This window comes from Leptospira wolffii serovar Khorat str. Khorat-H2, assembly GCF_000306115.2.
GTDB classification, from domain to species: domain Bacteria; phylum Spirochaetota; class Leptospiria; order Leptospirales; family Leptospiraceae; genus Leptospira_B; species Leptospira_B wolffii.
In genome coordinates this window covers 130,054-143,794 of the sequence record NZ_AKWX02000004.1, presented here as the reverse complement: position 1 = coordinate 143,794, position 13,741 = coordinate 130,054, and the positions used below count along the sequence as shown (strand labels likewise).

The 13,741-nt window shown below is 47.4% G+C and carries 12 protein-coding genes; 8 read left to right on the top strand and 4 right to left on the bottom strand.

What is annotated here, in order from left to right; genetic code table 11:
- Positions 1-4 precede the first annotated feature (4 nt).
- The gene (locus tag LEP1GSC061_RS00690; protein ID WP_016543407.1) at positions 5-715 is read right to left on the bottom strand and encodes an LIC_20245 family lipoprotein; all 711 of its coding nucleotides are present in this window, start codon (positions 713-715) and stop codon (positions 5-7) included.
- Between the two features lie 124 nt (positions 716-839).
- Between LEP1GSC061_RS00690 and LEP1GSC061_RS00685 the strand changes: the two genes are divergently transcribed.
- From LEP1GSC061_RS00685 to recJ, 6 genes are all read left to right on the top strand, one after another.
- Positions 840-1,499: an LIC11073 family putative lipoprotein gene (locus LEP1GSC061_RS00685; RefSeq protein WP_040507846.1), complete on the top strand. Its 660-nt coding sequence runs from the start codon at positions 840-842 to the stop codon at positions 1,497-1,499.
- The gene (rsmI, locus tag LEP1GSC061_RS00680; RefSeq protein ID WP_016543742.1) at positions 1,496-2,245 is read left to right on the top strand and encodes a 16S rRNA (cytidine(1402)-2'-O)-methyltransferase; all 750 of its coding nucleotides are present in this window, start codon (positions 1,496-1,498) and stop codon (positions 2,243-2,245) included. Before LEP1GSC061_RS00685 ends, rsmI begins: the two co-directional genes overlap by 4 nt.
- Before the next feature lie 12 nt (positions 2,246-2,257).
- A complete protein-coding gene (locus tag LEP1GSC061_RS00675; RefSeq protein ID WP_016543917.1) occupies positions 2,258-2,581 on the top strand; it encodes a flagellar biosynthesis anti-sigma factor FlgM in 324 nt (107 codons plus the stop codon).
- Between the two features lie 90 nt (positions 2,582-2,671).
- Positions 2,672-3,841 (top strand): iron-containing alcohol dehydrogenase, encoded by a 1,170-nt coding sequence (locus tag LEP1GSC061_RS00670; RefSeq protein WP_016543874.1) that lies wholly within the window; start codon positions 2,672-2,674, stop codon positions 3,839-3,841.
- Positions 3,842-3,994: 153 nt separating this feature from the next.
- Positions 3,995-4,315: a bactofilin family protein gene (locus LEP1GSC061_RS00665; protein ID WP_016543958.1), complete on the top strand. Its 321-nt coding sequence runs from the start codon at positions 3,995-3,997 to the stop codon at positions 4,313-4,315.
- 1 nt (position 4,316) lies between these two features.
- A complete protein-coding gene (gene recJ, locus LEP1GSC061_RS00660) occupies positions 4,317-6,221 on the top strand; it encodes a single-stranded-DNA-specific exonuclease RecJ (protein ID WP_016543360.1) in 1,905 nt (634 codons plus the stop codon).
- A 5-nt stretch (positions 6,222-6,226) separates the two neighbouring features.
- Here the strand turns inward: recJ and pcnB are convergent, their stop codons facing one another.
- Entirely contained in the window at positions 6,227-7,693 is a 1,467-nt protein-coding gene (pcnB, locus tag LEP1GSC061_RS00655) for a polynucleotide adenylyltransferase PcnB (protein ID WP_016543644.1), read from the bottom strand.
- A gap of 59 nt (positions 7,694-7,752) precedes the next feature.
- Between pcnB and LEP1GSC061_RS00650 the strand changes: the two genes are divergently transcribed.
- Complete coding sequence (locus LEP1GSC061_RS00650; protein ID WP_016543459.1) at positions 7,753-8,769, top strand: M23 family metallopeptidase; 1,017 nt, start codon at positions 7,753-7,755, stop codon at positions 8,767-8,769.
- A 65-nt stretch (positions 8,770-8,834) separates the two neighbouring features.
- Entirely contained in the window at positions 8,835-9,809 is a 975-nt protein-coding gene (locus tag LEP1GSC061_RS00645; protein WP_016544027.1) for a prolipoprotein diacylglyceryl transferase, read from the top strand.
- Between the two features lie 71 nt (positions 9,810-9,880).
- Here the strand turns inward: LEP1GSC061_RS00645 and LEP1GSC061_RS00640 are convergent, their stop codons facing one another.
- Complete coding sequence (locus LEP1GSC061_RS00640; RefSeq protein WP_040507844.1) at positions 9,881-11,290, bottom strand: protein-disulfide reductase DsbD family protein; 1,410 nt, start codon at positions 11,288-11,290, stop codon at positions 9,881-9,883.
- Positions 11,291-11,528: 238 nt separating this feature from the next.
- On the bottom strand, positions 11,529-13,475 hold the full coding sequence (locus LEP1GSC061_RS00635; RefSeq protein ID WP_016543736.1) for an alginate export family protein: 1,947 nt from the start codon (positions 13,473-13,475) through the stop codon (positions 11,529-11,531).
- Positions 13,476-13,741: the final 266 nt, after the last annotated feature.

The window sequence follows — 13,741 nt, the reverse complement described above, 5'->3', positions numbered from 1 at the left end:
AATTTTACAAGCCAGCTTGTTCGTAGGCTCTCTGCTTATCCTTTTGCACCTGTTCTAATTGCTGGATCATCGTCTGCTGGATGGTTTCCAATTTCTTTTCCTGCTCGGGATCTCCGGATCCCTTCTGGATATCCACCAGATACTTTACGATTTCCAATCTGTCCTTGGATTGCTTTTCCATAAAATCGTAATAGGTTACGACTTGTTCCTTGGAAGCGGTTCTAGAAAGCACGGCTCGAGTCGCCTCGGAAACTCTTTGTTCCAACTGTTTCTTTTGCTCTTTTTCGGCAGGACTCAATTTAGTAGGAAGAAGGGAGTTATTCGGGAAACGTTCTTTCAATTGTTGGAAACGATCCATCTCCTCGTTGGTATAAGGCTTTCCGGTTTGAGGATTGACGGGATTATCCGAATCCGCAGCGTCCTGGGGCTTATTCTCTTGGTTGCCCCCTGCCGCCTGCTCCGGCTCTCTGTATTCTCCCTTACCCGCATTGAAAAAATCCGACTCGAATAGGGATTTGCCCGCGCTTCCCCTTCCGGAAGAATTGGAAGAAGAAGATCCGGATCCTCCCCCGAAGAGTCCCGCAAGTGCGTCCGCCTCGCTTCTTTTTGCATCTACTTCCGATTTTTCGTCGTCCGTCCAAAAAAGAAAGGGAAGGGAGGCGAATAAGACAATAACGATCCCCGCAATGAATAGAAGTTTACGCACGCTGATCACGAATGAGGACCTCTAGTTTTTTAGTTGTAAGACCGCTCCAAGGAGGAATTCTATCCTTGTGGGTTGTAAAAATAGAATCTTTCTCGCCCGGGAACTAAGCAACCTAAAAACCCGAGGCAAGAGAATCCTTTTTACTCTGTTTTTTCTTCTTTTAGGAGGATGCGGGACGAATACCGAAGTCACTCAATCCCCCTTTGTGTTTATTACTCCCGTCGCAGTCCCTCAAATTTTCAGTATCACTGCCATGTACGATAATTGGACCGACCATAGACCCGAATACGGTTTGAAATATTACGTTACGAATCTCGAACCCCAATTCGTAGGATATAATTTATATATTACATTCGCAATTCCTTCCGCCGGAGAAACGACAACTAGCTCCAATCTATATCTAGAAAACGGCGTACAACCCTCCTTTCCCCAGCTCGCAGTAGAAGCGTCTACCGCGAATACGGTCAGTAGAACGATCGTGAACTACCAACCTTATTCTCCCGTGCAGATGTTCCAAAAATGCGAAGTGTATACATTCACTTTACGAGCCTTGCTCAATACTGGAATCACATCCAATATGTCGGCGCCTGTAACTCGCTGCAGTTCCATTTATCCCGATCATTGCGCCTCGGATACAAGCTGTAATCCTTCCGCTTGCACAACCGCAAGTTGTTCCGCTGCGACCCAGGCCCTCTGTCCTGTCGGAACCGTATGCAATCCTTGTACAAAGGGAGTGGCGGCCACCGGTTGCGCCTGCCCTACCGGCCAATCTCCTCCCGGCTGTAATCTATGACTCCGGAAGGAGAATCCAAGTTTAAGATCAAGCCGGGAGCCGCTTATGTTGTTGCGACACCCATAGGTAATTTGGAAGACATCACTCTTCGGGCCCTCGAAGTCTTAAAACAATCGGATATCATATACTGTGAAAATTCCCAGCACAGTAGACGCCTTTTCCAAACCTACGGAATCCAAACCACCGCAAGAACCTTGTATAAGGACCATTCTTCCCAACCCTTTGCGGCGATTATCCAAGAACTCAAAAACGGGGGAACGCTTGCCTTGGTTTCGGATGCGGGAACCCCGGGAGTATCGGATCCGGGCTCTCAGCTTGTGCGTATCCTAAGAGAAGAGAATATTCCAGTAGTACCTGTTCCGGGAGCGAGCGCTCTCACCTCCATGCTCTCCGTCTCCGGTTGGCAGACCCATCCTTCCGTCTTTTTAGGTTTTTTATCCGAAAAGAAGGGGAAGAAAAGGAATCAGCTGAAGGAATGGGAAGAATTCCAAGGACCGATCACCGTCTTTGAATCGGTGCATAGGATCAAGGATACCCTTTCGGCTGTCCGAGAAATCTTCCCGGAGGCCCCGATCCTACTCGGCCGGGAACTCACCAAAATCCATGAAGAAATCCTAAAAATCTCCCCCGATACCCCCTTAGAATCACTTAAATTCGCGGAAAAGGGAGAATTTGTCGTATTATTCTACGCAAATCCTAAAAAAATGCTTAACGGACGTGTCGGGGATACCGATACTTTGGAGTGAGAGGGAAAACCAATGACTATCGATAAAATCGGCGGCATAGGTGGAGGATCTTACGAACCTCGTAAGACGACTCCTGTACGCAAAAACGAGACCAAGGAATCATTCGATAATATTTCCATTTCGGATACGGCCAAGCAAAAAGCTTCGGAAGCCCGTCTCCAAGCGGAAGTGCAAACGATCGCTCAAAAGATCGTAGCGAGCCCGGTGGATTCGGAAAGATCCGCTAAGCTCAAAGAGGTAAAAGAGAAGCTTAAGAACGGCGATTACGATAATCTCAGCCCGGAAATTCTGAATGCCGTGGCAGATCGCGTAGCCGAGTCCTTCTTAGGCCGTTAATCCGTAAACAAAGCCCGGAATTTTTTCCCTTGGTTCCGGGTTTTCTTTTCTCCTCCTCTCAATCCAAATACGAAAGGGAGACCAGCTCTAATGCCGATACTCCCTGATTGGATCAATTTCAGTTTTCCCACCAAGATTCACTTCGAAGCCGATTGCGGTTTCAAGATGGGCAATTTCGTTAAGAATATAGGAAATCGCGCGGTCATTCTCTCCACTCAAAACGAGCTGGAGAATATGGACGAATTCTCCATTATCAAAACATCTCTGGAAAAGCATATAGACGGAGTGATCCTCTACGATAATATCGAGAAGGAACCTACTCTCAAAGAATTGGATACCGCAGCTTATTTCGCGAGAATCTCCAACGCGAATTGCATCATAGGCTATGGTTCCTACGAGAGCTTGAACACCGCCAAGTTAGTCGCTCTTCTTACATCCAACGATTATTTCGCCGAGGACGTTTTCGTTTCCAAGAAATCCCTTCGCTTAAAAAAACCGGTGCCTCTGATTCTTATCCCGACTCATCCTGTCATGGGACTGGAATGCTCCCCTACTTCCACGATCTATCTGGACGAGGACAGGACGGTGCGTTATTTCAGTCATGAACTTCTTTTTCCGGAGATGGTGATCGCAGACGCTAAGATCAGCGCTTTTATGACTTCGGCAGACGTAGCAAAAGTGGGGGTGGGAATTTTAGCCGCAGCCGTGGACAGTATTCTTTCCAAATATTCCAACGAGCTAACGAACTCCTCTGCGTTACGCGCCATAGAAATCATTTACAAGAACCTGGTGCCCGCGATCCGGGATCCTAAAAACCTGCAATATAAGAATGCGATCTTCGGAGCGAGTCTACTCGTAGGCATGTCCCATTCTTCCAGTTCCTTGGGACTTTGCTACGCTCTATCTCTTGCCGCCTCCAATCTCACGAATCTGGACGTCTTCCAGGCAATGTCCATTCTTCTCCCCCATGTAATGGAATACAACCTGACCTCCTCCGCAGGTAAGTACGTGATGATCGCAAAGGCTTTGGACGAGGATATCACGAATATTTCCGTGATTGAAGCCGCCATCAAGGCTGTGGAAGGAATTCGTAAGATTTATATAGAATTGAAAATCCCCCAAAGGCTTTCCGAATACGAGGTGCGTAAAATCGACCTACCGGGAATCGCAAGCCTTGCCTCTTCTTTTCCTTTCTTGGATTCTCTTCCCCGCGATCTTCCTAAAAACGAGATAGAGACTATTTTAGTCGCAGCATTCTGACCTCCCTCGATACACCCCTTCGGGGCACTCCTCGGGAGTAGCTTAGGGTGAAGGGTGGTGGAAGGGAGATTTTATGCACTTCTCCCAAAAAAAGGATTTTATGTCGGGAAAAACATTTGAAAGAGGAGGATCGGCCTCGAAAATAGGAGAGGCATGAGCGAAGAATCCATCGACACCATCATCGGAGAAGATATCCAATTCCGAGGTAAACTCCGTTTTAATAATGCTCTTAAGATCAAGGGTCAATTCAAAGGAACCATCGAAACCACAGGCACCCTGGTCGTGGGAGAGACTGGCCGGGTCGAGGCGGATATAGAAACCGGAAGCCTGGAGATCGAAGGAGACCTAAGAGGCAATATCAACGCTTCCCAAAAAATCTCCGTTCGCAAAACCGGGAAATTGGTCGGAGACGTTCGCACTCCGGATTTAGAGATAGAATCGGGGGCCAAATTCAGCGGAAATTGCATCATGTAATATGCCCCAACACGGTCCGGAATTCCACACACTTCCTCCTTCTAATATCCAGGGCCTAACCGCCCTACAGTCCCATATATTCGGGCTCCGATTCGGGGCCTCTAAAAAGGATTCTAGGATCTTGTCCCAGAATCTAAAGGAACTTCCCTCTCCCTTCTTACTTCCGGATATGGAAGAAGCGGTCCGAATCCTGAGAAATGCGGTCCAAGAAGAGAGATCCATTCTTCTCTATGGAGACAGGGACAGCGACGGGGTCTGTTCCACGAGCCTACTTGCAACTTTCTTAAAAGGAGTCCATACGGGAAAACTCACCGTAAAAACTTCCAGCGAAGAAGATTACGGACTCTGCGCTCCTGCGATGAAATATGTGAGAGAGGTCAAACCGGACCTACTCGTCACATTGGATTTCGGAACAAGCAATTCCGCAGAAATCGAAGAATTGAACCGGGAAGGAATGCAAGTCATCGTTCTGGACCACCATGAAATTCCGGATAGGATCCCATCTTCCTGCAAATTAGTATCACCTAAAAGAAGCGATTCCGAGTATCCCACGCAAAAAATCTGCACCTCCGTCCTTGCCTGGAAACTAATCACCGCATGGCTTTATAGTACATTAGAAGAATCGAATCTAGTTATTTGGATTCCGGACGGAGAATCTTTCTTTAGTGGGACCCTTGTTCGAAAAGGAGTCCGTTTATTTCGGGGAGACAGATCCGAGGCGGAGAAATACTATTCCGGCGCAATCCAGGATTGGCCGAACGTCTCGAAAACCGAATTTCCCGAAAGAGAAGTATTCTATTCTCAACTTTCCTCCTATCCTGCGGTTTGGGACGAGGTACTTCGCACTTTGGATCTAGCTTCCATCGGAACCATCACGGACATGATGCCCTTACAGGGAGAAAACCGTATCATCGTTCAGGAAGGATGTAGGACTCTGCAAAAAATCAAAACGGGAGAATACAAGCACCGCCCCGGACTCACTCGACTTCTAATCCAATTGGATTTGGACAAGAAGAAGGTTCTCTCCCGGGATCTGGGCTGGAGCATAGGCCCGGCACTGAACGCGGCCGGAAGAATGCAAAAAACCGAAGCTGCGTTAAAGCTTCTTCTTTCGTCCTCTGAGTCGGAAGCGGAGGTTTTGGCATCCGACTTACTCAAATTAAACGAAGAAAGAAGAGAGAGAACAAAACGCAATCTATTCCGCGTGGAAGGTTTTCTGAAAAGAAAGCGGGAAAGAACGGAAAGATCCATTCTATTCTGCTACGAACCGGATTTCGAACCGGGAGTATCGGGAATCGTAGCCACAAAACTCGTAGAGCAATACAAACGCCCCGTCATCTTCATCGCTCCCGACCATGGCCATGCGAAAGGAAGCGTTAGAGCTTATGGAGGAGAAAACGTTTTAAATCTTCTCAAAAAAGCGGAGAATATCTTTCACCAATTCGGGGGCCATAAGGAAGCAGGAGGATTTTCCTTAGCGCTGGATCAGATTCCCAGTCTCGCGGAGATTCTTTTTCAAGAAGCGGACGCTTGGCTCAGAGAGGAAAAGTCCAGGGATAGTGCGGAGGATTCCCGAAGCATCGTAAGCCTAAGAGCCCAGGACTTAAAAGAAGAGATCTACGAACAGATAGGAATCTTCGAACCTTTCGGTCAGGAAAACCCTTCTCCTCTTATCTCCGTTCGAGAAGCGAGGATCCTATCCTATCGTCCGCTTTCCGACGGAAAACACGCACGCTTTAAAATTTTAGCCGCATCGGACTCCATCCAATGCATCGTATGGAATAAGGCGGAAGAATTTTCTAGAGCGCTTCGAGAAAAAGGAAGCTTGGATCTTTGGGGACAATTGGAAGAAAACACTTTCCGGGGAAAGACGAACCTACAATTCGTAGTAGGCTCTTTCGAATAATCGACTCAATCTTCGGAAGAATCCGAATCGTTCTTACCGGAGTCATCAGAAACGGAGGAACCTGATTCTTCGGAGTTATTTTTAGGTCGATTCCGGCGATCCGGCCTACGCCCTCCTCCTCCGCGTCCTTCCCTGTCCCTACGATTTTTAGGACGATCTCCGCGCTCCCGCTCCCCTCCTCCTTCTCTTTTGGAAGAAGGAAGCACAGGTCTCTTACGCAAAGAAATTTCCCAGAAGAATGCGGATTGTAAAGCCTGGTCGTTGTTTTCCGCGATCGCATTGATCTTAAAAACGTAAAACGCGTCGTAGAAAAAGTCTTTCTTGCGGAAGAAATTATTTTGAGAAGCCTTATCGTCCTCGGTTCTATAAAAACGGTCCTGGGAGGCAAATACTTTGATCAGCCTTTCCTTGTCCTTTTTAGGAGTCCCCAATCTCTGGAAGATGGGCTCCAAGGAAGTTTTGAGAGAGGCGACCAAATGCCCCCCTTTTTTGGAGATGGCTTCTTGGACCAAATCCGTGAATATCAATGCGTAGAAAATCTGAGGAGTGAGTTCCTCTCTTTCCGACAATAACTTGTCGGCGATAACCAATCGCTTTCCGATACGTGTCTCAAGAAAGTCCTCTCCGAAATTCGGATTTTTCTTTCTTTCCTTTTCGAAAGCTTCCTTAAACAGAACTTCTAAGAGATAATTCTGGGCCATCCCGTTAAAGATAAGGGACGTTCTCCAAGTGCGGAAGATCTTATTGTATTCCTCCAACATTCTAGAGGTGGAAGCTTTCTCCAATTCGGATACGTTCTTCTTTATGGATTTCGAAGTTCCCTTGTCGATCTTGAGCCCTAGAAGAACCGCGAACTTAACCGCACGCAACATTCTTACAGGATCTTCTCGAAAGGAGATCTCCGGATTTCCGATCACTCGGAGTTGGCGGCCGGTAATATCTTCGAATCCGCCCACATAATCCACGATGGAATCGTTTCTGATATCGTAGTATAACGCGTTGATAGTGAAGTCGCGACGAGCCGCATCCTCTTGAGGAGTTCCGAATTTATTGTCTCTCTTGATGAGATAATCCTGATCCTCTACCGGCTTTCCGAAACGATGTTCGGGAAGAGAACGAAAAGTACTGACTTCGATCACCTTCCCTTTGAATAGAATATGGACGATCTTGAATCTGCGTCCGATGATCCTACAGTTATTAAAGATTTTCTTAATTTGATTCGGAGTCGCGTTCGTAACGACGTCGAAATCCTTCGGCTTTCTTCCGAGAAGAAGGTCGCGAACTCCTCCGCCCACGATATAGGCTTTGTATCCGAATTTATGGAGGCGGTGGATGATTTTCACCGCGTCCTCGTCGATCATATTCTTACGAATTGGATGCGCATCCCTGTAGTATCTCCGTCCCTCCGGATAAATAAGAATGTCGTCGACGGATCCTATTTTTTTCTTGAAGAGATTGGACAGGAATTTCATATGATGGGATAGTTAAGTCCTATAATCCCGCTCGGACCCCTACCTGCAAGTAAAAATCTATGACGATCGAGGCAAAGTTCGAAGACCGCCCCAGCGCCCGAGAAAGGCTGAAGATCAAGTATCTTCGATTCCGCTCGGCTTGGTTCAAAATCAAAGAAAAAGGGTCTAGAAAAATTTCTTTCCTACTCGTTCCCCACGATAACGAGGCAGTTTTGAACGTGGAACTCAGCGTTTTTATGGCTCTCTTTCTGGGCGCGATCTCTGTGCTACTTTTCGTCTTGGCCAGCGCCTTCGTGGTGTATATGAATTTCTTTTTCGTGCCGAATCGGGAACTAATCCGAGAGACGGACAATAATGTGGGTCTGTTTCTCTATTATAACTCCCTTCTCAAAGACGCGAAAAAAGAAATTTCAGGTCTGGAAAAAAAGACGGAGCAACTCAATCTAGTTGCCTGGGACGAAGTTCCTTGGAAAAGAATTCTCACATTCGACTACGTTCCCGAATTCAGTCTTCGTAAAGATATTCCGGAATCCTCCACCAATATGAACCTATATCAGGATACGGTCGAAGGTTTTGCGGAGAGAAACATAGAATTATACAAGATCAAGCATGCCTTCCAAAACGCATTCGACTATCTGGAAGAAAGAGAATCGATTCTATATGCGATGCCTAGAGGTCGTCCTCTCAAACCGGGAGTCGGATTCGTGACCTCCACTTTCGGAGGGCGAGTGGATCCATTCGGTCTGGTGGAAATGGGCGAGTTCCACTCCGGGATCGATTTTGCCGCAGGAGAAGGAACTCCTATTTATGCTACGGCTCCGGGTATAATCGAAGACAACGGTCAGTCCGCAGGGGGACTCGGAAAAAGCATACGAATCAATCACATGAACGGATTTTATACCGTCTACGGACACTGTTCCGTAGTCTTGGTCACCAAGGGTCAAATCGTGAATCGAGGAGAACTCATAGGACATGTGGGCTCCACAGGAAAAGCCACGGGGCCTCACGTACATTATGAAGTGCATATCGGCTACGATCCGCCTATGGATCCCGCCGAATTCGTGAATATGGAGTAATATTTCACCCGAACGATCCCGGTTCGGGGAACTAGAATCAGGGAAAAAAGTTCAAAGAAGGAAAGATGTTAGACGCAATCAAAATTCCGGGACTCTACGAGTTCGTCAGGAAATATATCAGCAGTGATTGGCAGGGCCTATCCACATTCAGTATATTAGTGGTCATAGCGTTTCTCTCCGCCTCGTATTTATTGCCTAAAGAATTGGAACGTAAGAAATTGCAGCCGGAGCATGCGGATTGGCTTCTTATCCTCGGAGTATTCGGAACCTTGGTAGGAGCTAAGATCTTCTTCATCTTCGAAATCTGGGATCAGATCTTCGTAGAGACTCCGGGCTTTGACGGCAAATACCTTTACCCTCTAACCCATAAAAACGGATTTCCAGGGCGTCCGGGTCTTTGGTCTAGCTTATTCTCAGGAAGCGGGCTTGTCTTCTACGGAGGATTTCTCTTCGGGATCCTATTCATCACTCTGTATATGATCCGTTATAAACTGGATGTGAAGGCTTATTTAGATGCAGCGGTTCCCAGTATGGCGCTTGGTTATGCTATCGGTCGTTTAGGTTGCTTTGTATCCGGAGACGGATGTTACGGTTTCTCTACGGACGCTCATATTCCGCTGCTTGTTTGGACTTACGGGCCGGAAACGGCTCATCCTTCGGGAGTCCCGGTCTGGAATACACCCGTGATCGAAGCGGCGGTTTCCTTCTTATTCTTCTTATATTTCCAAAAATGGGCCAGATTCCAGAACTTCCGTAAATTCGGACTAGGCGCCCAATATCTGATTCTTCACGGGCTCGCTCGTTTAGGAGTGGAATTTCTAAGGGTAAATAAGGCGGTGATCCCCTTCATCGATCCTCCGGAACTAGTGAATATCCCCGCGAAGGACGGAAACCCTGCGTTCCTAAGCGGATACTACTGGCACGGATTCTCCCAATCCCAGTACGTATCGATCGCGATCATCCTGGTGGGACTTTACTTTTTCGTAAAATGGAAACTTTGGGAAAAGGAACCGGCAGCTCCGGTAGAAGCGAAAGCTTAGGGAAGAATTCTTTTAATGCGGAAATAAAACCGCAAATATTAGGATACCAAGGGGAAGGAAACTTCCCCTTTTTAATCCCCTACCGCGTGAATCGTTTCTCCGCGTAGAGTACGAACCATATCCGCAGTATTCAAATAATTGGTGGTCTTGAACAAAACCTTTCCCTCGGGAGAGAATATCACGAAGAAAGGCAATCCTATCTTGAGTTCGGGAAATCTAGGATCCCCTTCGTATCCCAAAAAATCCTTATCGTCGTCCCTAATCTTTAAAAGCACTGCCTTACGAAGAGTTTCATTCAAAGAAGGATCCGAAAGAGTCAAGTCCTCAAATGCCTTACAATTGGAACACCAATCCGCATAAAAATCGGCGAATACGAGCCTATCTTCGCTTTTTGCGAGTTCGAATGCGGTTTCGGAAAGACGATGCCATTCCAGATTACCGTGCTCTTCCACCACGTCTTTTTTAGGAGCGAGACCCGCGCCGCCCCAACCCACTAAGCGAATTAAAATTGCTGTACAACAAACGAATCCGGTAACGAGGAGCGCACGTTTCATTCTCTCCGTCTTATGCGACTTTTTGGACTGGAGAAAGAAAATAGTTCCAACGATACCTAAAATCGCCGCCAAGATTCCGAAAGACAATTCGGAGGAAACGGACCAGGATTCCATCGCTTTTTTATAATATAACCAGGCGAAATAGAAAACGAAGAAGGCTAGAATTGCCTGCATCCATCTGGTCCATTTGCCCGTTTTAGGTAGGGAAAGACCAAAGACACCCAGGATCAAAAAAGGAAGCCCCAATCCGAATCCGAAAAGAGCCATCTTAAAGGCGGACAAGGCTAAGGAGGAAAGTGTCACGGACTGGACGCCGGCCGTAACTTGGATGAGAATTGCGACTACCACGGGTCCCACACAAGGAGAAGAAAGCATCCCGGCACCCATCCCCAAGGCGAATGTGCCTTTCCATCCCTGCCCCCCTTTTACTTCCTTGGGAGGTACGATAGGCAAATGGAGCAAACCTACGGAAGCGAGTCCTAAAAGAAAGATAATACCTGCGAGAGCCAAATTCGTGGTCGGGTAACGGAGAATAGTGTTGAAGGCTCCTCCCGAAAGTCCGGCCAAGAAACCGAAACAAAGATACATGAAAGACAGGCCGGAATAATAGACTAGAGGATGAAAGAGCTTACTCTTTGCGCTCTCTCCCCGCGCTTGGATAATACCTACAGTGATCGGATACAGAGGATAAACGCAAGGAAGAAGGCTCGCTAAAAGCCCGCCCGCAAATAGAAGGAAAACCGTTTGGATGGTGAACTCAGGACCGGAAATTCCGAGTTCGATCCCTTTACTGATTTTTTGGAACCAGGAGTCGGATGCGCTTGAAGATTCCGCAAAGACGGAAGAAGAAATTAGAAAGACAAGAAGAGAAAGAACTCCCTTGGATAGCTGGAACCTTTTCGTATTTAAGATCCGGATAATGTTCATGAACGGACCATTGGACCAGTCGGTGCCTTGTTTCTCCTCCCTTTGAAGATCGGACTTCTTGTTTTTAGTCCTGGAACCGAGCATTGTCCTTCCTGAACATCGGTCAATCCGGAATCGCTCTAGGGCGAAGAGCTACCTTTTCCTTTGGTATAGGTTGGACTTGTGGAAATCGAGGCGAGACGAGAAAAAGCCCGGGCCTGGGAAAAAAAGCCCGGACTTCTTTAGTAAATCGTTGTGATTAGATGGCGAACTGGAGAGTCACGGAGAAATACGTACTCTTATTGTCGAAATTACTGCCTTTCTGGTTCCTGATCGCGTCTCCCGCATAAAGAACGGTGGCGCCAGCCCAGATCGAGAAGTACTGATTGATTTGTTTGATATAAATCAAATCGTATTCTAAGAGCAGCCTATGCCCCGGTTGCCAATTTTTCAGGAAGGGATTATTGCCCGGGTTCTCCGTGCTTCCCGTTACGGTCTTACCTGTCACGTAATTGCCGTTCGCGTCGTAACCGGAAGAACCGGTAACTGCGGTCCTGTTTCCGTCATACCATGCGTCTTGGGCCTTGTCCTTACGAATATCGTAGATTGCGAATATAAAACGTCCCCAAGTTTCGTCGTAGTACTGGATATGAACAGAGGAAGTTCTCACGTTCGCCCAAAAGGCGGCGTTCGCAATCCCGTTTCCCGAGTCGAAGTAAGGGAATCCTCCCGATCGGGTCGCAAACATGGGATCCCAGGTAGCGCTTTTTCCGTCGGTTCGATTAGGGTCTCCGGAAGCACGAGCGTATTGGACACCGACGCGGAATCCCTTATAGGTGTATCCGGTTTGGGCCACGAAGAAAGAAGCATCGTGCTCTACGGTCTCTTTATAGGCTGCCTGTTTATTCTTTCCCGAACCTATGGTTTGGTGCAAAGGATCCCAGGAGGCGGCAATTTGTTGTCCCGTGCTCCCGGTCTGGGTTGCGAATTCCAATCCCCAGTCCCAGGATTTTCCTGCAGGTAAACTTCTTCCCGAAGCCGTCCGATTGCTCAAACGAACTCCCGTGGTAAATAGATTGTCCCGGCCGTTGGTTCTCAGATTCGGATCCGCCGTAGCGACCGTAGTAGTATTGTATTTTTTGATCACCCCTACTTCGTATAAATCGATTACGATATCTTCGGAAGGCTTCCAACTATTGTATAAGAATGCGAGATAAGTATCGTTTAATGCACCGGCGCCGGATACTTTCTGGCTGTTTGCGGTATTGAAACCGTTCGGACCGTTACTCTCCTCCGCTAAGATCCCGTAGCCCGCATGCGTGGACCAGGTCTTGGTATCGTATGCGACACGGATCGCGTCGAAGGAATTCCCCAACTGGCTATCGTTCCGGGCTCCGATGATCCTGGAATCTCCGTAAGAAAAACTCTGGCGTCCTATATAAACCTTGGTGGATGGTAGGAAGTCCTTCCAAATCACGTAGGCTTCTCGGATATCCGTATTATTCTTCACGGGAACCTGATTGCTCGGGGCCTTTGTGGTATCGTAAGTGGTTCCGATGGAATTGGTAAAACTTGTGGGACCGTAACCGCTTCCGCTCGGATCCTTATATCCGCCGTAAAGTCTGGAATCCTGGATCGTCAATTTCATGGCGAAGGATTCGTTGATATCCAAGAGGGTCCAAAATTGGGTGTTCTGAGTGACGTAATTCTTGGAATCGCTGGTCGATCGATCGAAGTCTTGGTTATTGAAATTCTCGAAGCGAGGGCGGACTTGAAATCCGAATCTGAGATTGTCGGTCAGCCAAAGATTCGAGTTCTTCTTCACGGCCTCTTGGTGCTCCGGAGTCAAAAGTAGGTTGCTCAGCAATTCTCCATCCAGCTTTCCTTTCCAAGGACTCTTATAGGGAGGCGGAGGATTCTTATCCTTATCTTTAGCATCCGTAGGAGGGGGAGTTAAAGGAGTCGTAGTACCTGTTTCGGCAGGCTTTACTTTTTCCTTATCCTTCTCATCCGATGCGGCAGGTTTCACATTAGGAGTCGGTTCGGGCGCCTGGACTACTTCGCTTTTCTCCGCCTTGGGAGGATCTTGGGATTGCCCCTGGAGGACTCCAAGACTCAAAAACAAAGAGATGAGCAGGAAGCCAAGGGAAAGGGAGGAGTTCCGCTTTCGCGGGAATAGGTTCGGTAATGCATTATTTTTTAACATAGGGGCAATCCTCTATTTTGGATGATTATCCAATATAGCGGACATATGGGATTTTTTAGCAGATTCTGTAAAGGAAATATTTAAGATTTTGCTCGAAATTTTACTCTGATTTGAGGATTGAGCCCGATTTTTTAAGAGAGTTCTAGGTTAGCACATTCTATTGGTTTTATTCCGTTCGCTAAAGTGGAATTCTAAATGTAGAGAATCTCAGCTCTATTCTACGAGACTTTCAGCTTTCTCCAAAATACGCCGATAGGTAGAGTAGA

Coding starts and splice junctions, on each gene's coding strand:
- rsmI (WP_016543742.1), top strand. CDS start 1,496: ATGACTCCGGAAGGAGAATCCAAGTTTAAGATCAAGCCGGGAGCCGCT.
- LEP1GSC061_RS00675 (WP_016543917.1), top strand. CDS start 2,258: ATGACTATCGATAAAATCGGCGGCATAGGTGGAGGATCTTACGAACCT.
- LEP1GSC061_RS00670 (WP_016543874.1), top strand. CDS start 2,672: ATGCCGATACTCCCTGATTGGATCAATTTCAGTTTTCCCACCAAGATT.
- LEP1GSC061_RS00665 (WP_016543958.1), top strand. CDS start 3,995: ATGAGCGAAGAATCCATCGACACCATCATCGGAGAAGATATCCAATTC.
- recJ (WP_016543360.1), top strand. CDS start 4,317: ATGCCCCAACACGGTCCGGAATTCCACACACTTCCTCCTTCTAATATC.
- pcnB (WP_016543644.1), bottom strand. CDS start 7,693: ATGAAATTCCTGTCCAATCTCTTCAAGAAAAAAATAGGATCCGTCGAC.
- LEP1GSC061_RS00650 (WP_016543459.1), top strand. CDS start 7,753: ATGACGATCGAGGCAAAGTTCGAAGACCGCCCCAGCGCCCGAGAAAGG.
- LEP1GSC061_RS00645 (WP_016544027.1), top strand. CDS start 8,835: ATGTTAGACGCAATCAAAATTCCGGGACTCTACGAGTTCGTCAGGAAA.
- LEP1GSC061_RS00640 (WP_040507844.1), bottom strand. CDS start 11,290: ATGAACATTATCCGGATCTTAAATACGAAAAGGTTCCAGCTATCCAAG.
- LEP1GSC061_RS00635 (WP_016543736.1), bottom strand. CDS start 13,475: ATGTTAAAAAATAATGCATTACCGAACCTATTCCCGCGAAAGCGGAAC.